Below are 20,643 nucleotides of genomic sequence, written 5' to 3'. Positions count from 1 at the left end.
CGTTACCGGAGGCTCTGATAACGTGCCCAGTCCTCCGGCTCATCCACATCCCATCGGGGCTCAAGCAAACAAACGCTGAGCCCCGATTCCTCGAGCCTTGCAATCGTCTGCTCCATCACCTGCTCCGTGCCCCAGTCGATGCCGTCGAGCATCCCACCAACCACTCGACGGGCGCCAATCAACACATAACCGCCATCATTGGATGGACCGAGAACAATGTCGGATTCGCCGAGCCGGGTGATGGCATCGCGCACATACTGGGGATCCACCGAAGGGCAATCACTGCCAATAACCACCGCACGGGAGCAGGATTCAAGCGAGCCTTCCAAGGCCGCCAGCATACGCTCCCCCAGGGTATCTCCATGCTGGAACCGTTGCTCCAACCCTGCGCTTTCAAGGTTTCGAACAATGTGGTCAGCCTCTCGAGGAGAGGTGTCTAACTCACGATCCCACCAGAACTGAACGGGATACCCCGAAGCGCAGAGGTTATCCAGTACTGCCAGGGTGAGCTCGATGTGAGCATCCATCGCCCCGACCGAACCCAATGCGGGTATCAACCTGGTTTTGACCCGACCTTCTTCGGGCCATTTTGCGAACTGCATGAGAACTGCATCAGCGGTTTTGTGTTCAGCCATTCCTGACATCCGAGCGATAGGCCTGGGCAAGGGATTCCGGTGATTCACCACGCCAGTAGCGCCAACGAAGGCGCCACATGAGGAAAATAGTACGCCACGGGCCCAGTTTTTCCCAGCGTCGGCTGTCGGTGACAACCGCAGACTTGATGCACCAGGGGCGGGATACCTTGCTTAACCTCGCGGTCAGCTCCACGTCTTCCATCAGAGGCTGATCCCGGAAGCCATCCAACGCCTCAAAAAGATCCCGCCGGACAAAAATGGCCTGGTCCCCGGTGCAGATTCCCGTCAACCTGGACCGGCGGTTCATAAACCAGGCGATCACGCGAAACAGGGCGCGATGTCCGCTCAGACGAACATCGAAGCGCCCCCACGTGGGCTCGTTTCTCAGGAACCATGACAGCTCATCAAGTGCATTATCAGGGAGACGGGTATCCGCATGGAGAAAGAGCAACACATTGCCAGTGGCCACCTCGGCACCGGCATTCATCTGCGCCGCCCGGCCCTTCGAAGATTCCACCAACCGATCACATAACGGCCTGGCCAGATCGGCAGTCCCATCCGGACTTCCGGCATCCACCACAATCACTTCATGCCCGGCCTCACGAAGTGGCGTCAGGGCACGAAGGCATGCTTCTATTCCAGAAGCCTCCATCCAAACGGGCACAATGACAGACAACGAAAGTGACTCGGGCAAAGCAGGCTCCTGGGAATACGGGAGAAACGCGTTAGCACCTTGAGACATAAGCGCCAGCCCGCTATCATACCGGCCTTCCTGACGAAATGCCTCCGTAGCTCATCTGGATAGAGCGTCCCCCTCCTAAGGGGAAGGTAGCAGGTTCGAGTCCTGCCGGGGGTACCATCTATCAGTTACTCCACCACTCCCGCGGCGTATTGTCGCATTTTTCCGTTTTCTCACGCCCAAAGAAACGTTTGGTTCTATACTTATTCCCACAAAACTATTCTGAGGGAAAAGCCATGAACCAAAATCTCATCGTCGCATCCGTGCTTGCGTCCGCAATTGCCTTCCCTGCTGCGGCCCAACCGCTCGAGCCAAACACCGAACAACTCGTGTCCGATGCCCGCTCACTGGTTAAAACCTTCGCTGGCTCTCTCAAAAAAGAACTCAAAGCCGCGATTCAGAACGGAGGCCTGACCAACGGTATCGGTGTGTGCAACACCGTGGCTCCTCACATTGCGGAGGCGAACAGCAACGATAACTGGACCATCAGCCGTACCAGCCTGAAACCCCGTAACCCCGATAACGCGCCAACGGACTGGCAGGAAATGCAGTTACTGGCCATGGAGAAACAGCCGGTCAAGGATGGAAAGCCGGTTGAATTCTGGCAGGTATCGGACGCCTCCGGGCAAAGCCAATTCCGCTATATGAGCGCCATTCCCACGCAGAAGCTGTGCCTGGGCTGCCACGGTAAATCGATTGACGACGGGGTGAAGGTCAAGCTGGCAGAGCTCTATCCGGAGGACAAGGCGACGGGGTTTTCGGAAGGAGATCTCAGGGGCGCATTTGTTGTCACTTACCAGCCGTGACACTCGCCGGGTTTAAATCCGGCCGGATACCAGTACTATAAGCGCGTCATCCATCGTCAAAGCTATCCGAGTCTGACTATGTCGCTGAAGTACAGAATTATTCCGGTCACCCCTTTCCAGCAAAACTGCTCTCTGATCTGGTGCGAAGAAACCCGCAAGGGTGCGGTGGTAGATCCCGGAGGCGACCTCGACAAGATTCGTTCTGCAATCAGCGAAGAACACGTCGAGGTGGAGAAGATTGTGCTTACCCACGCCCATATTGATCATGCCGGCGGCACTGCAGAGTTGGCCCGGGCGCTATCTCTGCCCGTTGAAGGCCCACACAAGGATGACAACTTCTGGATTCAGGGGTTACCGCAGCAGGCCCAAATGTTCGGATTTCCGGTGCCCGAGGTGTTCACACCAGACCGGTGGCTCAATGATGGCGAGCAGGTTACGGTCGGTAACCAGAGTCTGGACGTTCTGCACTGCCCGGGACATACCCCCGGCCATGTGGTGTTGTTCCACAAACCATCCGGGCTGGCGCTTGTTGGGGATGTGATCTTCCACGGCTCAATCGGACGCACGGATTTCCCAAAGGGCGATCACGCGACCCTGATTCAATCCATCCGGGGCAAGCTCTTCCCGCTGGGGGACGAAATCGCCTTCATCCCTGGCCACGGCCCTATGTCGACATTCGGCCAGGAACGCGCCACCAACCCATTCGTGTCCGACCATCGGGGCTGACAATCAGCCCCGGGCCAGCTTGAACTGCTCGATGGTTTTCCTGAGGCCCTCTGCCATTACCAGCAAATCTCCGGCAATCCTGGCGGTTTCCTGAGCATCCCCGGAAGTCTGCTCCGCAGAGCGACTGATCTCGATCACGTTCTGGTTGATGGATTCAGAGACATCACTCTGTTCATTGGCGGCGCTCTCCATTTCCTCATTCAAATCGGTGATCTCCCGTACAGCGGCGGCAATCGCCTGCAGCTCGGACTCAACCTTGAGGATGGCAGACACCTGGCTTTCGGCCATCTCAGAAGCATGCTGCATGGCTGCCACACAGTCGACAACCTCGGTTTTGAGCCCGTCGATGGTGGACCGGATTTCCTCGGTGGAATCCTGGGTCCGCGACGCGAGAGCACGAACCTCATCGGCTACGACCGAAAAGCCCCGCCCCTGCTCGCCCGCTCTTGCAGCTTCAATCGCAGCATTCAGTGCGAGCAGATTGGTCTGATCAGCGATGTTGGAAATCACCTCCAACATATCTGACATCTGGCTGGTCCGCTGGTCCAACTGCTCTATACGCCGGGCACCGCTCTGAACCTCGGAATTCAACGATTCGATACCCTCGACCGCATTCCTTGCCAACTGCTCACCCAGGCTGGCAGATTCTGCCGTTTCCGCCGATTTCCGGGTGGTGTGATTGGCGTTTTCCCGAACCTGAACCGCAGAGGCTGCCATTTCAGTAGTCGCGCTGGCCACCTGATCGGTGTTGTCACGCTGAGCGAGCACCTCTTTCTCGGTGGTTTCAGCCTTGCCGGCGATGCCCCGCGCCGACAGCTCAACCTGCTCCGCATTGTCCATCACCGTGTTCATACTCTCCCGGATTTTGGCCATCATCCGGTTAAATGCCCTGGCAACAGAACCAATTTCATCATTCCGGGAGTCGTCGAGTTCCAACGTCAGGTCTGAGTTCCGGGAGATTTCGTCCATGCGATCATGCAACAGACGCAACCTGGAAAATACCAGCCGGCCCAGAGCGAACGCCGTCAGCACAAACACCAGAGCAAAGATTGCTACCTGGATACCACCGCTTGTCAGTAACTGTTTATGCAACCGGGCGTCACTTTCGGCGAGAGAATAATCGACCCGTATGGCACCCAATACCTCCCCTTCCTCGGCCTGATGACAGCCGAGACAGTTGACGCCCTGATAGTTTTCCCGCGCCACAACCGGCTCGATCAGGGTGTAGACACGCCCCTGCTCATTTTCGGAGTACAGCTCAACCCGATCTCCGGACAGCGCATCCTCATCCTCTGGTTTGCGGACCTGCTCCACCGCCGTTCCCTTGCCAAACAGCTTGTTGAGCTTCTCACTACGAATGACTCGAACATCCAATACATCGTCCGGCGCCATGACCTTGTCGCGAAGCATATCCCGGTTACCGATGGTGCCGGTCACCATCATGGTGTTCAGGCCATCGAAATAGGACTTGGCAAGACCTTCCACATATTTGTGGCTGAACTGCTCCATGTGGTCACGCTGAGCATTGGCGCTATATAGCACCGTGAAGACAAGCACCAGAGAGAAGGCGGCTGCGAGTGCAGCGAGGAGGAGAAAACGTATGGATTGTTTAGCGTTCATGGGATTCAGGCCGAAACATTGACTGGGTATGAAGTCGTTTGACCGTCTTCTGTGACGCAGGAGACGGCATATCGACACAGAACTCTATAGATATGCGTCAAGTTTTTAACTGACTCAGATCAGGTTCGGATGAATTCCCCACAAACAGTGGGCTCACATGCATTCAATAATGCTGGCCCAAATCCTGCTTGGAAGTATCTAGCTCATATCCAAAAGATCGTTATTGCCGCTGGAGCACAGCGGCCATTGGAGGATTCCCAATCATGTCGCTACTGGCTTCGCTGGTTCGTGCCAGCACACAGTTTCAGCAGGCGATGGAGAAACGCCAGCAGCCTGCGAATGCCGCAGAAAATAGGGCCGCGGCCCCGGCCGTGCAGTCAGGCCCGGAAACATCTGCCGATGGCGATGACCGCTTCACACGGTCGGGAGGCGATGACAACACCCATGCGGCGCAGAAGGCCCGCAAGCTGACGATGACCGAATACAAGCAGACAGTCGGGCAGGACCTTGCCTTCGTACGAGATACCCTGCGGCATAAACTTGCCGAATTCAATTTGCCTGCGGCAACGGCTCTCAGTGTCGCCAAGAGCAACAACGGAACCATCGAGGTGGCAGGCAGGCTTCCGGAGGACGCCCGAAGCCAGATCGAAAAAGACCTGAATATGAACAGTGGCTTCCGGGAAGCCTTCAGTCGCTTGAGCGCTTCCGAACCCACCCTGCAGTTCATGGACAACGCCCTGAAACTGAATCAGGCCTATGGAGTCAATAACTCATTACTGGACAGCCTGGTCAGCGAAAACCAGCAGTTCAACGGGCTTCAGGATCTTGTTCATCGTTATGACACCCTGCGGCGAACCGCAGGCGCAGAGCAGCTGGAAGCGGCTGGCCAGCAACACCAGTACGCCTTCAGCCTGAACACCCGCGCCTGACTGCCCCTGAGCGGAACCTATCAGCTCTCAAATGGCTCTGGATCGCCTTTGCCAACTCTGGTCACCACCGGGGCATCACCGGTGAAATCGACCACGGTTGTGGCTTCCATACCGCAAAAGCCGCCGTCAATGATCAGATCCAGTTCATGCTCAAGGGTGTCACGGATGTCGTAAGGATCGGTCATCGGGTCTGTGTCACCCGGGAGAATCAGCGTGCTGCTCATGATGGGCTCTCCGAGCTCACCCAGAAGTGCCTGAACAATGGCGTTGTCCGGAACACGAACCCCCACGGAGCGACGCTTTGGATGAAGCAACCGACGAGGCACCTCACTGGTCGCGTCCAGAATGAAGGTATAGGGCCCCGGCGTAAAATTCTTGAGCAGGCGGTACTGGGTATTGTCCACCTTGGCATAGACACCGATGTCCGAGAGGTCCCGGCAAACCAGAGTGAAATTGTGCTTGTCATCCAGCTTGCGAAGACGTTTGATACGCTCCGCTGCTTGCTTGTCTCCGAGATGACAGCCAACGGCATACGCTGAATCGGTGGGATACACAATAACCCCGCCCTTACGAAGAATCTCGACCGCCTGGTTGATCAGCCGCTTCTGGGGTGTTTCCGGATGAATCTGGAAAAACTGGCTCATGAGCCTTCTCCCTGCCCAGTCCGGGCAGCCATGACCGGATCCTTTTTCGATCCTCCCATGCAATTAGGAGAGTCGGGCACCGATTGACCGGTCGCTTCCCACTCCTGGGGAGTATAGAGGTGAAGCGCCAAAGCGTGCACGTCTCCCGCCAGCTCCTCCGCCAGCACCTTATAAATAGCCTGATGACGGCGAACCTTCATCTGACCTTCAAAATCCGGGGAAACCAGCGTGACCTTGAAATGGGTCTCCGAATTCGGCGGCACGCTGTGCTTGTGGCTTTCATTCTCCACCTGCAGGACGAGCGCTTCAAACGCCTTCGTCAGTTTTGCTTCGATGGCATTCTGTATCTTCATGGTAACGTGCATCTCCGAAGTCTGTATAAGCTCCAGTCTACTACACTAAACGCCTGCCACCCGAGTCTTGACAGCAAACCAGCAAACAGCCACATTCCTTGGCCCATTCAAACACTGTCAAAACCATGCGCCTTTATATTGCCGAAAAACCAAGCCTTGGACGCGCCATCGCTGCGGCCCTGCCCGGCCCCTACCAGAAAGGCCAGGGCTGGATCCGTTGCGGAAAAGGAGACGGCGCGGCAACAGTAAGTTGGTGCATCGGCCATTTGCTGGAACCGGCAGAACCGGGCCGTTATAACCCGATCTGGAAAAAGTGGCGGCTCGAAGACCTGCCCATGTTTCCGGAAAAGTGGCAGGCCATTCCAAAAGACAGCGTTCGCCAGCAGCTCAAGGTTCTCGAATCGTTAGTCCGCCAGGCTGACACTGTGGTACACGCAGGCGACCCGGACCGAGAAGGACAACTGCTGGTTGATGAGGTACTGCGCTATTTCGGCGTGACACTACCGGTGCAGAGAATTCTCATCAACGATCTCACTCCGGCAGCCGTGGTACGGGCTATTGAAGCCCCGCGGGACAACCGGGAATTTCGACGACTCTCCCACTCTGCCCTCGCGCGCCAGAGAGCGGACTGGCTCTACGGTATCAACCTCACCCGCTTCTACACCCTGAGCTATCAGCAACAGGGAGAGCAAGGGGTCTACTCTGTTGGCCGGGTGCAGACACCGGTTCTCGGATTGGTGGTTGAACGTGACAACACCATCGCCAATTTCCAGCCCCAGCCCTACTTCCGCATTGAAGCCAGTTTCCAGGCACAGGATGACGAGGCTGACCAACGTCCATTTACCGCCCGATGGGTGCCAGACGAGCAATTCCAGGATTACCTGGATGATGAAAACCGGCTCCTGGACAGGGCGACCGCCGAGCAAATAGCCGCCAGTGTGTGCGAGCGACCCGGGCGCATCGTGGAATCACGATTCAGGGACAGACCGGAACCACCGCCACTGCCGTTATCCCTGTCAGCCCTGCAAATCGAGGCCGGTCGCCTGTTCAGGATGGGGGCCAAGGAAGTGCTGGATACGGCTCAGAACCTCTACGAGCGCCACCAACTGATCACCTATCCGAGGTCGGATTGCCGCTACCTGCCAGAGGGCCATTATGAGCAACGCGAGCAGGTCATCCGGGCGGTCGGCCGCGTGGCACCGGCGCTTTCCGGAGCCTGTGATAGCTGCGATACCGGCCTGAGAAGCAAAGCCTGGAATGACAGCAAAGTTGATGCCCACCATGCCATCATCCCGACCACCAGGGGCACCGCCAATGGGAAACTGTCAAAGGCTGAAAGTGACATTTACGGCCTGATCAGTCGCTACTATCTGATGCAGTTCCATCACGATGCCGTTCACCGTGAAGGTCGCCTGACGGTAGAGGTTGCAGATCATCGATTCAGAGCAACCGAAACAGCCATACTGACCCCGGGCTGGAAATCCCTGGAACTCAAGCTCAGAGAGGGGTCGACCGAAAAAGACAAGCCGCCTCTACCCCGGCTGGACAAGCGTGAGCCGGTCACCTGTCAGCACACAAACGTGACTGAACGGAAAACCCAGCCGCCACAGCATTTCACCGACTCGACGCTGCTGTCCGCGATGACCAACATCGCCCGGTTTGTCGCTGACCGCGAGCTGCGCAAGACTCTGCGGGAAACCGATGGCCTCGGCACCGAAGCAACGCGTGCCGCCATCATCGATACCCTCTTTAAGCGCGAGTATCTCTTCCGCGAGAGCAAACATATTCGAGCAACCGAAAAAGGCAGAGCCCTGATCGCCGCGCTGCCAGAATCGGTCAGCAAACCAGACCGAACAGCCGTGTGGGAGGCCACCCTGGAGCAGATCCGGCAGGGAGAGGGTGACCCCAGGCACTTCCTGGACAATCTCAAACAGGAAATCTCGAGCTTCATCGAGAAAACAGCCCGAGCGCCGGAGCAGGATGCCAGTAACCCAGAGGGCCAGGTGCACTGCCCGAAATGCCGCGCCCCGATGACCGAACGGGATGGCAAATTCGGACGGTTCTTCGCCTGCACCCGCTACCCTCAATGCAAGGGAACCCGCCCCATTGAGGAAACCGCCCCGGCCGACGGTACCGGGCAGAAACCCATCCCCTGCCCACACTGCTTTTCACCGCTGGTGCGCCGAAAGAGCAAAAAAGGCTGGTTCTGGGGCTGCAGTAATTTTCCGGCCTGCCGACAAACGTTGAATGACGACAACGGCAAACCCGCCATCCATTTACGCAAGTCTACATAACGATACTGCAGGCAACCCGACATTCTGTGATAATTTGCGGATAAACCTGCGATTTCACGGCTTACGTGGGCACAGGTGACGTTGAGAGATTTTTTCCGGGAGACGCTTCATGCGCATCGCTCTGCTCGAAGACGAGCACGAACAGGCACAAAACGTTCAGTCCATATTGTCCGAGCGCGGCCATCACTGTGACAGCTTCCCAACCGGGCAGGCCTTCCTGAGCGCCGTTTTGCACCGGAGCTACGAGTTACTGATCCTGGACTGGCAGATCCCCGACATGACCGGTCTGGATGTTCTGAGAACCGTTCGGGCACAACTCAACTGGCCAATCCCTGTGGTATTCCTGACCCAGCGTGACAGCGAATCCGACATCGTTGCCGCACTGGATGCCGGCGCCGACGATTATCTGGCCAAACCTCCAAGGGCCGCCGAACTGGGCGCGCGGATCAATGCCCTGGCCCGTCGCAGCAATCCGGATGCGGAAAAAGAGATCCTTAATTACGGCCCCTTCGAGATCAATACCCAGCAACGCACTATCAGCCTGCACGGCGAGGAACTGACGCTGACCGATAAAGACTTCGATCTGACGCTATTCCTGTTCCAGAATCAGGGCCGCCTCTTGACCCGCGAGATGCTCCTTGAGCGTGTATGGGGACTGGCCCGGGACATCAACACTCGTACTGTCGATACCCACATGAGCCGACTGCGCCGACGGCTTGGCCTCAACCCGGAGAACGGATTCCGGATTAAAACCATCTACCAGCGCGGATACCGCCTGGAAGCGATGAAAGGCCCGGATGCCGTGCCGGATTCAATACACACGGATCAGGCTGCCAATGAGTAATAAGCCAATGGCAAAGTGCACTCTGGTTCTGTTCGCCGCTGCCCTGATGACAGCGGCAACCGTCTCAAGAGCAGAATTATCGGTGACACAAGGGTCCGCTGTCGCCAAAGCCGATATGCGGGGGACCACCGCTCAGGAATGGCAATACACCCTACGCCCGGGAGACACCTTTCTGGCCGTGGCACGAGATCTTCTGGCTGCAGGCGTGAGTTCAGGTGACTTGCGACGGTATAACGACCTGAGCAGTCACGCCCTGGTTTCGGAAGGCGATACCCTTCGCATTCCCCTCAAGTGGTTAAAGCGACAGCCCGAGCCAGCCCGGGCCTCATCCGTGACCGGGACCGTGCAATACATCTCCGGCATCAGTGGCCAGAAACGCCCCTTGCAGCCGGACACCCTGATCCGGGTTGGCGATGAGGTACTGTCCGGAACCGGCAGCGCCACCATTGAACTCGCAGACGGTTCCGAAATCCGGATATCTCCCAACTCCCGCCTGATTTTCAACCGCCTGACCCAGTATGGAAAATCCGGCATGGTGGATACGCGCCTGCGCCTGAATCACGGGGAAGTTCACACGAGGGTAAAACCCGTCATAGAAGGTGGCGCCCGGTTTGAGATCGAAACCCCTTCTGCCGTCGCCGCGGTACGGGGCACGGCATTTTCCTTGCAGACTTCTCCCCTGGGCACGGATCTTCAGGTCACCGACGGGGTCGTGGATTTTGGCGCGCCGGGTAAAACCCGGAGGATACCCGCCGGGTACAGCGCAAGTGTTTCGACAAACAATACCAACGGCCTCATTATTCGCAGGCTCCCGCCGGCGCCGAACCTGAACCCATTGGCTTCGCCGTTGACCCGGCTACCGGCCGAACTCAGCTGGGCAGAGAGTCCTGCTCCAGAATATCGCCTCGACATCTTTGAAACAGACAGCGGCCGCTGGGTAGAAAGCCGAAAGCTCAGAAACAACCGCTTTGACATCGGCCTTCTGGATAACGGGGATTATGAAATCCACCTCGCCGCGCTCGATCCCCGAGGCATTGCCGGTATGCCGGCCATCATGCCGCTGGAAGTTGCGTTGCAGGCACGTTCCGCCACTCTGGTATCACCTGAAAACGGCGCGACGGCAAACGATGACATGCCCGAGTTCCAATGGAATCTGAATGGCAGCAACGAGGTGGCTCGAGTGGAAATCGCTGAAGACATTGAGTTCAGCGACATCATCACCACCAGCGAGTGGGCTCCCGAAACCCGAGCATTACCCTCGAAACCTCTTGGCCCCGGACAGTACTACTGGCGCGTTGTCACCGAGGCAGGCGGGAACTCCGTGGCCACAACCGAAGCCAGGCAACTGATTGTCAACGGCAGCCTGCCCCCCGTCCGGATCATCAGCGTGAACTATGTTGACAGCCAGGTCCGGGTGTTCTGGGAAAAAGTCGACACCGCCAGCGAATACCGCCTCCAGCTCTCAGAGGAGCCCGGTTTCAACAACATTATCAAGGAAGCAACATTACCAGATACGACCGCAGCCTTGCGTCTTATTCCCGGAAGACGGTATTTTGTGCGGCTGAAAGCTCTTTCAGATGGCCCGCTAACCAGTCGCTGGGGCCCGGGGAGGGAACTGTACCTGGAATAATCCATTGATCGATCGATACAGACAGCAGGGAACATGAAGAGGGATTGGCTACCATTTACAACGACTCCCTGGATGCTCGGCTTTATTATTACCCTGCTGCTGCTTCTGATTCAGGCATCCGGTCTGCCACGGCAGATCGACTTCTGGATCCTGGACAAAACGACCACCCTGGCCCCGCCCGAGCCGTCAGATGACGTTGTGGTGGTGGCGATTGATGAAATCAGCCTCGATCGACTGGGGCGCTGGCCGTGGCGCCGAAACGTTCATGCCGAGCTTATCCGCAAGCTGACCGAAGCGGGCGCCAAAACCATCGTATTCGATATCCTGTTCCCAGAGCCAGCTCCCGATGATAGTGAGCTGGCCGCTGCCATGGACGAGCACGGCCAGGTCATCCTTCCGGTCTACCTCTCGCCCCCCACTGTAGATCAATTGCTGGGAGAACAGCTTCCGGTTCCGGCTCTGGCTGCTGCCGCAGCTGGAATAGGCCATGCCCACGTGGAACTGGATTCGGACGGCGTTGCGCGGGGACTCTACCTGTACAATGGCCTCGGCTCCAAGCTTTGGCCAAGCCTCTCTATGACAGCCGCAGGGGGCTCACCAAAACTCTCCAACGATTCAACCCCGGCTTTCGTCAATATCAGGCAGGATTTTCGAATCGTTCCCCTGGCAGGCGGATCGGGTTCCATCCCAACTTTTTCCTACACCCAGGTGTTGAATCATCCCGCAGCAAGTCAGGCATTCTCTGGCAAAACCGTGTTCGTCGGAGCCACCGCGGCCGGCTTCGGCGACATCTTACCTACGCCATTTTCGGGACTCAGTCAGCCTATGTCTGGCGTCGAGTTCCACGCCAATGCTTTTTCAGCGATAAAACAAAACCAACTGATTCGCCCAGCCCCGGCGTGGCTCTCTTTGGGGCTGATCGTGTTCACACTGGCCCTGCTGGTGGTGATCCTGCCAAGGATGCGCCCCACTCGCACACTAGCTGCATGCCTGACCACAGCTCTGACGCTTTTCCTTATCTATGGAATTGCCTTTGTCAGCATGAATCTGTGGGTACCGGTCGCCAAGGCTCTCCTGATTCCCATATTGGCATTTCCCGTATCGAGCGGTTTCAGGCTGGCCATGACCAATCACTTTCTCAATCGGCAACTGGATGCCCTCGCCCGGAGTCCCCAACTGCCGCTACCCGGAACAACCGGACGCCACCCGACGCAACTCCTGGCGCACTTCAGAGCGCTCCTTCAGCCGCAAGGCTGGCTACTGCAACAGGGAGCTGAAACCATTGCCCAGAACTCTCTGACACCTAACGACATCCCTGATGACCTGCCCCAAGGCCAATGGCTGCACCAGGACGATGCCAGCTGGATTCGCTTGCGGCGGGGAGATCTGAATTACATCCTCGGATTGATTCTTCCTGACGATTTTACCCGCGAAGGCATTCAGCGTTACTTGCGACGCCTGAAGCTCGCACAACAGGATGAGATACAACCTGCTCTGAAACCCAGAGAGAATATTTCTGCCCGCATTGAGCGCGTTCGTGTCGCGACTGAACGCCTTAACCGAATGCAGCAGTTTATGCGCCGCAGTTTTGAACGCATGCCAGACGGCGTGATCGTCACAGATGAACTTGGCGTTATACGGTTCGCGAACGGCCATATTGAAGAATGGTTCCGCGAACCGATGCCCTCGCTGAGCGGCCTGCCACTTGCCAGCCTTCTGGAAGGACATGATCCTCGTGAGACACCGCCCTGGCATGAAACCGTTTCCGAAACCCTGACGCTAAAACAAAGCCGAACGGTCGATCTGCGCATACGGGGCAAGGATTTCCTGATTCACTTTGCCCCCTTTGCGCTGCCCGACAGCGAACAGCATGGCATTATCGCCAACGTTTCCGACATCACCGAACTCAGGGAGCAGCAGCGCCAGCACCGGGAAGCCATCGACTTCATATCCCATGACGTCCGGTCACCACTGGTTTCTCAGCTGGCACTCATCGAACAACTCAAGCGCGACCCCAGCCATATCGATGCCATGCAGCTGGAACAACTGGGTAAGCTGGCCCGCCGGAGCTATCACCTGGCCGAGGAGTTTGTACAACTCGCCAGAGCGGAACAGCTCACGGAAACACGGTTTTACGAGTGCGAATTCCTAGCCATTGCTGAAAACGCCCGGGATAGCGTCAGTGAACAGGCTTCCGAGAAGCAAATCCAGCTGCAACTCCAGGGCACGGAAGATCTGTGGCTTCGGGGTAATGCCGAATTACTGGAGCGGGCCATTATTAATCTGCTAACGAATGCCGTCCAATACAGTCCGGAGCAGTCCACCGTTAACATTCAGGTCTACCGGGCCGGACATGAGGCTTGCCTGACGATAGCCGATGAGGGGAGCGGTATCGATCCGCAGGAACTGCCATTTCTATTCGACCGTTTCCGGCGTCAGAAACAAAGCGAACTGGCGGGCGTGCACGGTACCGGGCTGGGTTTGTCGTTTGTGAAAACTGTGGTGGAGAAACATCGGGGGGACATCTCGGTCACCTCCACCCCGGGCAGAGGCTCGACCTTCTCCATGAGACTTCCGATCGCAGATCCGCTGGCCTGAGACGTCAGCACTTCAGGCACCCGGGGATCCGGCCGTGATCAGATTGTCTTGCTAACGATATCAGAGGGCTCGCTGATCAAGCCGTTGGTATCCTGAACCTGGATGGTAAAGAACCAGGTGCCATCAGCCAGACCGCTCACCTCGTAGGACATTTCAGCGTCGGCCTGGGCATTGGTGACCACAACCTGTTCGCTCAGGTTGTCAGCATCCTGACCATAACGAATTACATACTGATCCAGCTCGGCCATCGGAATACTCTCACCATTCACCCTCGTGAGCGGTGCACTCCAGCTCAATACAGCGGACTTCACGACCTCACTGGAAGAGCCGCTGGTATTGTTATCGGTAATCGGGGTACCACTGTCGGAACCACTTCCAGACCCGCCTCCGCATCCTGAGAGGACAGCTCCAACTACAAACGCGGCAATCCATGCCTTTGACACTTTTATGACGCGTTCAACAGTCATTTTACACCAATATTCTGACGATTTCGTTGAATTCTATAAAACGACGCCGATTATGGATGTGACTGTCGTCATTCCTCCAATTAAAAAATTGTCAATTTTTCGTCAGGATCAAGTAATACTATGCCGGAAGCCATTGAAAACTGGGCAATTTTTTGCCCAAAAGTAGAACCGGATACAAAAGCGACTGATCCGAATTGCTGAAAAAGGCCTGAAATGAAGAGTCCAGCGGGCGCTGGCATTGGGAGGGGCAACATATGAACACAAAAAAAGCCGGTCCAAGACCGGCTTTTTTTAATTGGTAGCGGGGGCTGGATTCGAACCAACGACCTTCGGGTTATGAGCCCGACGAGCTACCAGACTGCTCCACCCCGCATCAAACTGTCCGTTTTTTCAGGCCGTGACCCGATCAACGTGGCGCGCATGATAAGGGGTGACGCCAGCCCTGTCAAAGGATAATTCAGCTTTTCCGGAACCTAGCGCTCCAGGATGGCCACAACCCCTTGCCCACCCGCCGCGCAGATCGATACGAGACCACGGCCACTGCCCTTCTCCTCAAGCAGCTTCGCAAGCGTGGCAATAATTCGACCACCTGTTGCCGCAAAAGGATGCCCCGTGGCAAGACTGCTGCCTTTCACATTGAGTTTTTCCCTGTCGATACTGCCCAGCGGCTTGTCCAGCCCCAATTTTTCCTTGCAGAACACGGGATCCTCCCACGCCTTCAGGGTAGAAAGGACCTGAGCCGCGAAGGCCTCGTGAATTTCGTAGAAGTCAAAATCCTGCAAGGTTAATCCCGCCTTCTCCAGCATCCGCGGAACCGCATAGGCTGGCGCCATCAACAGCCCTTCTTTTTTGTCGACAAAATCAACAGCAGCGACCTCGCTGAAGGTCAACCACGCCTTCACTTCAAAGTTGTTGGCTTTCGCCCACTCCTCACTGGCAAGAAGCACACAGGATGCACCATCCGTGAGCGCCGTGCTGTTTGCGGCGGTCATGGTTCCATTTTCACGATCAAAGCACGGCTTGAGGGACGCCAGCTTCTCGAGGGTGGTGCCCGGACGCAAAATGTTGTCCTTGTCCAGCCCCGCCAGCGGCGTCACCAGATCACTGAAGAACCCCTCATCGTAGGCCTTTGCAAGCTTCTGATGGCTTTCCCACGCCAACAGATCCTGCTCTTCCCGACCAATGGACCATTCATGGGCCGTGACTTGAGCATGATCCCCCATGGACATCCCGGTTCTGGGCTCTCCATTCTCGGGAATTTCCGGCACCAGATGCCCAGGGCGGAAGCGGCCCAGAATCTTCAGACGCTCCTTCGCGGTTTTCGCCCGATTCAGGTCTAACAGGATTTCCCGCAGACCTTCACCCACCCCAATTGGCGCATCGGAGGTTGTGTCGGTGCCACCTGCGATACCGCACTCGATTTGCCCCAGCGCAATCTTGTTGGCCACGAGAATCGCAGCCTCCAGGCCGGTACCGCATGCCTGCTGGATGTCGTAGGCCGAGGTTTCGGGCGCAAGACCGCTACTCAGCACCGATTCCCGGGTCAGATTGAAATCCCTGGAGTGCTTGATAACGGCGCCGGCAACCACTTCGCCCATACGCATTCCTTCCAGACCGTAGCGATCAACCAACCCCCGGATCGCCGAGGTAAGGAGCTCCTGATTGCTGATCTTGCTGTATACGGTATTCGACTTGGCAAACGGAATACGGTTACCGCCGATGATCGCGACGCGCCGGATTCCGCCACTGTTCTTGGGGGATTTCTTTTGTGTGCTGGTTTTAGCCTGTGCCATGTTTTTACCCTTTCCGTGAAATTGCACAAAGTGTAGCTCGCTGGACTCTGCTCTCATTGGCATCCCTGACAACCCTGCCCCGGCATTGAGTCAATCCAAAAACTGGGCGATTCTTTAACCTGTAGGTCGATTTCATCATACATTCAACATAAGAGCTGCTAGCAGCCATAACACGGAAGACCCACTATGTCTGACCTCTACCTCAAATTAGTCAATACCCCGGTCGGCAAAACCGCCGCGCAGTCTCTCGGCCTGCCTTCGCCGGTTCCGCTCAAGCGCCTCAAGCGGGTTGATCAACCATTTATTGAAGGCGACGTTCTCATTGGCAGCGCCGCCGGCGGCAAGGCCGTGGCCACCATTGGCAGCATTTTGAGTTCCAGCGCAGCAAAGCTGCATCATGCCGCCGGCATCAACTCTCTTGCCGACTCATCCATGGCTGGCAACAAGGCAAACGCTCTCGGACTTGATCAGGAGATCACCCAGAAGTTCTCCGCCCTGATTTTCGATGCGACCGGCATCAAATCTCCGGACGAGCTTCGCGCGCTGTACGACTTCTTCCACCCGACCATTAAAAAGATAGCCGGCAATGGAAGAGTGCTTGTCATCGGCCAGACACCCTCAAGCTGCCGCAAAGCGCCACACGCGGCTGCACAGCAGGCACTCGAAGGGTTTGTTCGGGCGGTTGGCAAGGAAATCGGGAAAAAGGGCGCCACTGCGAACCTGATCTGGATGGCTCCCGCTGCCGAGGAGCAACTGGACTCAAGCATCCGCTTCTTCCTGTCACCGCGCTCAGCCTATGTCTCGGGGCAGTGTGTGCGCATCGGTAAAGGTACGACAGCACCGGCCACCAACCCGGTTGCCCCGCTAACCGGCAAGGTTGCATTGGTCACAGGCGCATCCCGCGGTATCGGCGCCGCTATCGCCGAAACACTCGCCCGCGACGGCGCGACGGTGATTGGCCTGGACATTCCACCGGCGATGGAAGAGCTTCAGAAAGTCACCGATGCGATTAATGGCAAGGCCCTTGCCTGCGACATCACCGATGAAGCAGCCCCGAAACTGATTGCGGATTTTGCAGAAGAGCACTTCGGCGGCATTGATCTGGTGATCCATAACGCAGGCATCACCCGGGACAAAACCCTTGGCAACATGCCGGAACATTTTTGGGACATGACGATCGCCGTTAACCTGAGCGCCGAAGAGCTGATCGACGAGGAATTGACCGAACGTGGCTTGCTCAAGGATAACGGCCGCATTGTCTGCATTTCGTCAATTAGCGGTATTGCCGGCAACTTTGGTCAGACCAACTATTCAACCGCCAAGAGCGGCGTTATCGGTTACGTGGAATCCATGGCCAAACATCTGAAGAATGGCATCACCATTAACGCCATTGCTCCCGGGTTCATCGAAACCCAGATGACAGCCGCCATGCCAATGACGATCAGAGAAGCAGGCCGCCGGATGAACAGCCTGTCCCAGGGAGGCCAGCCCGTCGACGTGGCAGAAGCCATTGCCTGGTACTGCAACCCGGCGTCCAGCGGCGTGAACGGAAACGTTGTTCGCGTGTGCGGGCAATCACTGATCGGGAAGTGAGAAACAAAAAAGGCAGGCCCGAAGGCCTGCCTTTTTCAAGAATCTGGTGGGTGGTACTGGGATCGAACCAGTGACCCTCGCCTTGTAAGGGCGATGCTCTCCCAGCTGAGCTAACCACCCGGGAAAAGTGGCGGAGCGGACGGGACTCGAACCCGCGACCCCCGGCGTGACAGGCCGGTATTCTAACCAACTGAACTACCGCTCCGCATCAGTTCATACATCAAATGATGAACCTGCGACCGGAAACATCCGGCTTTCGCTTTGAAAATGGTGGGTGGTACTGGGATCGAACCAGTGACCCTCGCCTTGTAAGGGCGATGCTCTCCCAGCTGAGCTAACCACCCGCACCGGGCCTATTACCTAAGCCGTTTCAAAGCTTTCACTCTAGGCGCTTTCCAGCGCTTGTCGATTCAGCGTTGCTGTCTCAACCAAGTGAGACGCGCATTTTAAGCATTTCGCTGACGGTGTCAAATGTTTTCCGGAAATTTTCTGAAAAAACCTTTAACCCCTTAAAAAATGGTCACTTTATGACCAGGCGATCACTTGGATTCCGCCTGCTTTCGCGACCTCTTAAGCACGGTAACGTCTGCCCCGCCCTGGCCAGCGCGACTCGCCTTCTGCTGAAGAGAAAGCTCACTGACACGAGATCTGCGGGTCTCCGGAACAGCCCGATTTGCCAGCGAACAATTCAGCTCGTCCAGCCGCTTTTGAAGATCTCCCCACGTATCCAGCAATTGAGGCAGTAACTCTTCCGATACCTTCTCGAACCGCCCCTGGATGACATCTTTCAGTTTCATGATTGCCGATTCCCTGAGTTTCACGTGTTGTCAGTGTAGTAAGAGCAACCGACACCGACAATTGTGAAATGCATCACACTCCCTGTCTTTTCGGCCAACGACCTAAAAGATCCACCACCCTCCGCCAGATTCCAGCTCCTCGCGCCGCTCTCTGTCCAACTCCAGCTGCGCGTAGTCCTTCTCGAGCTGCTCAATTTTACGGTCCGCCTCCAGCGGCACCGTGGGACCACCCCCGAACGGCCAGTACCAGGCTGCGGATTCGTATTTGCCTTCTTCCTGCAGCCGTTCAAGCTCCAGAACACGCTCCTCCTCAAGGGCTTCCATCCGCTTCTCGAAATCAGCATCCTCATTGACCTCAACAATCGACGTCGCCGCATGATTGGGGGCCAGCAAGTCACTGTTCAGAAACCGGGTACTCACAATCTCGCCGGCCTGCATCGCATAGTCGCGCGTCACCAACTGCAAATCCCCCTGCCCCAGGGGGTGTTCGGGATCAAGATCCGGATGCGCTTTCTCAGGCTCGCTGAGCTCGTTGTAACGCAGGTAGTAGATCTGCCCGGGTTCGACATTAATGGAGCCGTCGGCGATCAGACTCAGGCTGAATGAGTTCATGCCCTCCAGACCCAGTAACGGACGCCGCATCGCAATGTGCCGTTCGCCGGGACTAACCTCCAGCCACGTATAGCTGTCGTTTCGGATATTGAAATAATGTTTACCATCAATGTAGACACTGGGCGCCTCGATCTCATCCGCGGCCCACTGGGACTCGGTGCGGTAAAAGTAGAGCAGCGCGTTTTTCTGATTCCACTCATCATCTGGAATATGAACAAAATCAGGTCCGGAAACCGGGTGCAGAAACGACCCGGTGCTCTTACCGATTGACTGGTACACAGTACAACCGGAACCCAGCAACAGCAGTGAGAGGGCAAGGGGTACACGGGTTTTCATTGTTATTCACTCTTCATCCTTTGGCGAGTTATGGAATCATAACAACTGCCCAGGAATAGAAATGAGAGCTAACGCAAGGGATGAATAACAAACCGTTACAAACCAGAAGCTCAGCGAGCCGACAGGACATCCCTGCCAGCCCGATAAAGCTCGAATGGCAGGCGTTTACTGTCTAGTTTGCGCCCGCAACGCGTTCACCTCTTCAGACAGGCGAACCAACCGGGAGGTAAGCTGGGCGCGAGACGAATCCAGAACCTTCACGGTTTGCTGAAGATTCGCGAGCTCACTTTGCAGAGCCCGTACACGACTTTCATCCGCCATGCCGCTGGCGTTTTTCTCAAGAGACGAGATACGCCCCTCCATTCCGCTAAGTCCCAGCTTCTGCTCCTGCTCAAAACGACGAATTCGACGCTCAACCACCTGATCTACATCCGCCATCTGCTGGTTCAGCGTTGTCAGTTGATCAGCCGCAGCACGATCAGACTCTTCCAGGGCGACGACAGACGTACGCACCTGCTCCTTCAGAGCCGCCAGATCCGCCACAAGCGAGGAACGGGCCTTTTCCAAATCGGTTTCCAAGCCAGAAAGTGCCTTACCCTGCTCCGCAGAAGACGTCTCCAACGCCGCAATCCGATCCTGCTGCTCATTAAGGCGCGCCTTGTTACGTTCGTTCGCCACCACCCAAAGCTTGCGGATTTCGCTGTTGGCCGTCTCAACCGCTTTTTTATTCGACGCAATCTGCGCCCCGAGAGATTCACCGCTCTCCTGCAGACTCTCTCCGGTTTCTGACAACTCTCCCTCAAAACGGGCAAGCGCCAACTTACTCTGCCGGGCCCAATAATCCGCTTCTTCCAACTGGCCCTCTAATGCCTGAATCCGCTGATTCTGGGAATACCAGCCCGCCACAGCGGCAACACCCAGCGCCACCATCAACAGCCAAACCAATACCAGGCCGCCCTTACCGCTGCCGCCACCATTTCCACCAAATCTGGACACTTCACGCTTTGCCGGCGGCTTATCGCCCCCACCCTGACGTTTTGGCACATCAGCAGACTTTTTCTCAGCCGTTTTTTTTCTATCCGAACTGCCAATCGGCGCGTCAGCCCTCAGTTCGTCATCATCTGGACGGATGGGTTCCATTACTGCTCCTGGAATTGGATTTAATCCTGAAAATAAAGCCGATAATACATGCACTTGTTCAAGGGTTGAAATGACGGCTTTTCAACA

18 protein-coding genes and 5 tRNA genes are annotated in these 20,643 nt (G+C 56.5%); 9 read left to right on the top strand and 14 right to left on the bottom strand.

The features are described from left to right. Positions 1-2: 2 nt before the first annotated feature. Together D777_RS09440 and D777_RS09435 are read right to left on the bottom strand one after the other, a co-directional pair. On the bottom strand, positions 3-635 hold the full coding sequence (locus D777_RS09440; RefSeq protein WP_036131043.1) for a TIGR04282 family arsenosugar biosynthesis glycosyltransferase: 633 nt from the start codon (positions 633-635) through the stop codon (positions 3-5). Further along, a complete protein-coding gene (locus D777_RS09435) occupies positions 628-1,329 on the bottom strand; it encodes a TIGR04283 family arsenosugar biosynthesis glycosyltransferase (protein WP_036131330.1) in 702 nt (233 codons plus the stop codon). The genes D777_RS09440 and D777_RS09435 overlap by 8 nt, the downstream gene beginning before the upstream one ends. An 88-nt stretch (positions 1,330-1,417) precedes the next feature. Between D777_RS09435 and D777_RS09430 the strand changes: the two genes are divergently transcribed. The 3 genes from D777_RS09430 (at position 1,418) to D777_RS09420 (ending at position 2,906) form a co-directional block, all read left to right on the top strand. Continuing rightward, positions 1,418-1,494 (top strand) — tRNA-Arg (locus D777_RS09430). Positions 1,495-1,610: 116 nt separating this feature from the next. After that, positions 1,611-2,180, top strand: coding sequence for a Tll0287-like domain-containing protein (locus tag D777_RS09425; RefSeq protein ID WP_051669035.1), 570 nt, complete (start codon positions 1,611-1,613; stop codon positions 2,178-2,180). A gap of 78 nt (positions 2,181-2,258) precedes the next feature. Continuing rightward, positions 2,259-2,906 (top strand): MBL fold metallo-hydrolase, encoded by a 648-nt coding sequence (locus D777_RS09420; protein WP_036131040.1) that lies wholly within the window; start codon positions 2,259-2,261, stop codon positions 2,904-2,906. Between the two features lie 3 nt (positions 2,907-2,909). Here D777_RS09420 and D777_RS09415 read toward each other — a convergent pair whose 3' ends face one another. Further along, a complete protein-coding gene (locus D777_RS09415) occupies positions 2,910-4,526 on the bottom strand; it encodes a methyl-accepting chemotaxis protein (RefSeq protein ID WP_036131038.1) in 1,617 nt (538 codons plus the stop codon). A 263-nt stretch (positions 4,527-4,789) separates the two neighbouring features. Between D777_RS09415 and D777_RS09410 the strand changes: the two genes are divergently transcribed. Next, positions 4,790-5,455, top strand: a complete 666-nt coding sequence (locus D777_RS09410; RefSeq protein WP_036131035.1) for a hypothetical protein — start codon at positions 4,790-4,792, stop codon at positions 5,453-5,455. Positions 5,456-5,475: 20 nt separating this feature from the next. Here the strand turns inward: D777_RS09410 and D777_RS09405 are convergent, their stop codons facing one another. Both D777_RS09405 and D777_RS09400 read right to left on the bottom strand, forming a co-directional pair. Beyond that, entirely contained in the window at positions 5,476-6,099 is a 624-nt protein-coding gene (locus D777_RS09405) for an L-threonylcarbamoyladenylate synthase (RefSeq protein WP_036131031.1), read from the bottom strand. Beyond that, a complete protein-coding gene (locus D777_RS09400) occupies positions 6,096-6,452 on the bottom strand; it encodes a BolA family protein (protein WP_036131325.1) in 357 nt (118 codons plus the stop codon). Before D777_RS09400 ends, D777_RS09405 begins: the two co-directional genes overlap by 4 nt. Before the next feature lie 125 nt (positions 6,453-6,577). Between D777_RS09400 and D777_RS09395 the strand changes: the two genes are divergently transcribed. From D777_RS09395 to D777_RS09380, 4 genes are all read left to right on the top strand, one after another. Further along, the gene (locus tag D777_RS09395) at positions 6,578-8,746 is read left to right on the top strand and encodes a DNA topoisomerase III (protein ID WP_036131029.1); all 2,169 of its coding nucleotides are present in this window, start codon (positions 6,578-6,580) and stop codon (positions 8,744-8,746) included. Positions 8,747-8,855: 109 nt separating this feature from the next. Further along, a complete protein-coding gene (locus tag D777_RS09390; protein ID WP_036131026.1) occupies positions 8,856-9,590 on the top strand; it encodes a response regulator transcription factor in 735 nt (244 codons plus the stop codon). Continuing rightward, positions 9,583-11,220: a FecR domain-containing protein gene (locus tag D777_RS09385; RefSeq protein ID WP_036131023.1), complete on the top strand. Its 1,638-nt coding sequence runs from the start codon at positions 9,583-9,585 to the stop codon at positions 11,218-11,220. The genes D777_RS09390 and D777_RS09385 overlap by 8 nt, the downstream gene beginning before the upstream one ends. Before the next feature lie 33 nt (positions 11,221-11,253). After that, a complete protein-coding gene (locus D777_RS09380; RefSeq protein ID WP_036131022.1) occupies positions 11,254-13,818 on the top strand; it encodes a CHASE2 domain-containing protein in 2,565 nt (854 codons plus the stop codon). 38 nt (positions 13,819-13,856) lie between these two features. Here D777_RS09380 and D777_RS18155 read toward each other — a convergent pair whose 3' ends face one another. The 3 genes from D777_RS18155 to D777_RS09365 form a co-directional block, all read right to left on the bottom strand. Further along, entirely contained in the window at positions 13,857-14,285 is a 429-nt protein-coding gene (locus D777_RS18155; RefSeq protein ID WP_227501723.1) for a hypothetical protein, read from the bottom strand. Between the two features lie 296 nt (positions 14,286-14,581). Continuing rightward, positions 14,582-14,658, bottom strand: a tRNA-Met gene (locus D777_RS09370). 100 nt (positions 14,659-14,758) lie between these two features. Further along, positions 14,759-16,078: an acetyl-CoA C-acetyltransferase gene (locus D777_RS09365; protein ID WP_051669034.1), complete on the bottom strand. Its 1,320-nt coding sequence runs from the start codon at positions 16,076-16,078 to the stop codon at positions 14,759-14,761. A gap of 186 nt (positions 16,079-16,264) precedes the next feature. On the opposite strand from D777_RS09365, the gene D777_RS09360 reads away from it, so the two are divergent. Beyond that, positions 16,265-17,671, top strand: a complete 1,407-nt coding sequence (locus D777_RS09360; protein WP_036131019.1) for a 3-oxoacyl-ACP reductase — start codon at positions 16,265-16,267, stop codon at positions 17,669-17,671. A gap of 44 nt (positions 17,672-17,715) precedes the next feature. Here D777_RS09360 and D777_RS09355 read toward each other — a convergent pair. The 6 genes from D777_RS09355 to D777_RS09330 form a co-directional block, all read right to left on the bottom strand. Further along, positions 17,716-17,791, bottom strand: a tRNA-Val gene (locus D777_RS09355). A gap of 8 nt (positions 17,792-17,799) precedes the next feature. Then, a tRNA-Asp gene (locus D777_RS09350) sits at positions 17,800-17,876 on the bottom strand. Between the two features lie 63 nt (positions 17,877-17,939). After that, positions 17,940-18,015 (bottom strand) — tRNA-Val (locus D777_RS09345). Between the two features lie 195 nt (positions 18,016-18,210). Further along, the gene (locus D777_RS09340) at positions 18,211-18,468 is read right to left on the bottom strand and encodes a hypothetical protein (protein WP_036131016.1); all 258 of its coding nucleotides are present in this window, start codon (positions 18,466-18,468) and stop codon (positions 18,211-18,213) included. A gap of 102 nt (positions 18,469-18,570) precedes the next feature. Continuing rightward, positions 18,571-19,416, bottom strand: a complete 846-nt coding sequence (locus D777_RS09335; RefSeq protein WP_036131013.1) for a DUF2846 domain-containing protein — start codon at positions 19,414-19,416, stop codon at positions 18,571-18,573. A 165-nt stretch (positions 19,417-19,581) separates the two neighbouring features. Then, on the bottom strand, positions 19,582-20,556 hold the full coding sequence (locus D777_RS09330) for a hypothetical protein (RefSeq protein WP_036131010.1): 975 nt from the start codon (positions 20,554-20,556) through the stop codon (positions 19,582-19,584). Between the last annotated feature and the right edge of the window lie 87 nt (positions 20,557-20,643).

This window comes from Marinobacter nitratireducens (genome assembly GCF_000708045.1).
Taxonomy (GTDB): Bacteria; Pseudomonadota; Gammaproteobacteria; order Pseudomonadales; family Oleiphilaceae; genus Marinobacter; species Marinobacter nitratireducens.
This window is presented reverse-complemented; position numbering and strand designations above follow the sequence as displayed.

Bases quoted from the DNA above. Each gene is read 5' to 3' on its own strand.
- D777_RS09440 (WP_036131043.1), bottom strand. From the start codon at position 635: ATGGCTGAACACAAAACCGCTGATGCAGTTCTCATGCAGTTCGCAAAA.
- D777_RS09425 (WP_051669035.1), top strand. From the start codon at position 1,611: ATGAACCAAAATCTCATCGTCGCATCCGTGCTTGCGTCCGCAATTGCC.
- D777_RS09420 (WP_036131040.1), top strand. From the start codon at position 2,259: ATGTCGCTGAAGTACAGAATTATTCCGGTCACCCCTTTCCAGCAAAAC.
- D777_RS09415 (WP_036131038.1), bottom strand. From the start codon at position 4,526: ATGAACGCTAAACAATCCATACGTTTTCTCCTCCTCGCTGCACTCGCA.
- D777_RS09410 (WP_036131035.1), top strand. From the start codon at position 4,790: ATGTCGCTACTGGCTTCGCTGGTTCGTGCCAGCACACAGTTTCAGCAG.
- D777_RS09405 (WP_036131031.1), bottom strand. From the start codon at position 6,099: ATGAGCCAGTTTTTCCAGATTCATCCGGAAACACCCCAGAAGCGGCTG.
- D777_RS09400 (WP_036131325.1), bottom strand. From the start codon at position 6,452: ATGAAGATACAGAATGCCATCGAAGCAAAACTGACGAAGGCGTTTGAA.
- D777_RS09395 (WP_036131029.1), top strand. From the start codon at position 6,578: ATGCGCCTTTATATTGCCGAAAAACCAAGCCTTGGACGCGCCATCGCT.
- D777_RS09390 (WP_036131026.1), top strand. From the start codon at position 8,856: ATGCGCATCGCTCTGCTCGAAGACGAGCACGAACAGGCACAAAACGTT.
- D777_RS09385 (WP_036131023.1), top strand. From the start codon at position 9,583: ATGAGTAATAAGCCAATGGCAAAGTGCACTCTGGTTCTGTTCGCCGCT.
- D777_RS09380 (WP_036131022.1), top strand. From the start codon at position 11,254: ATGAAGAGGGATTGGCTACCATTTACAACGACTCCCTGGATGCTCGGC.
- D777_RS18155 (WP_227501723.1), bottom strand. From the start codon at position 14,285: ATGACTGTTGAACGCGTCATAAAAGTGTCAAAGGCATGGATTGCCGCG.
- D777_RS09365 (WP_051669034.1), bottom strand. From the start codon at position 16,078: ATGGCACAGGCTAAAACCAGCACACAAAAGAAATCCCCCAAGAACAGT.
- D777_RS09360 (WP_036131019.1), top strand. From the start codon at position 16,265: ATGTCTGACCTCTACCTCAAATTAGTCAATACCCCGGTCGGCAAAACC.
- D777_RS09340 (WP_036131016.1), bottom strand. From the start codon at position 18,468: ATGAAACTGAAAGATGTCATCCAGGGGCGGTTCGAGAAGGTATCGGAA.
- D777_RS09335 (WP_036131013.1), bottom strand. From the start codon at position 19,416: ATGAAAACCCGTGTACCCCTTGCCCTCTCACTGCTGTTGCTGGGTTCC.
- D777_RS09330 (WP_036131010.1), bottom strand. From the start codon at position 20,556: ATGGAACCCATCCGTCCAGATGATGACGAACTGAGGGCTGACGCGCCG.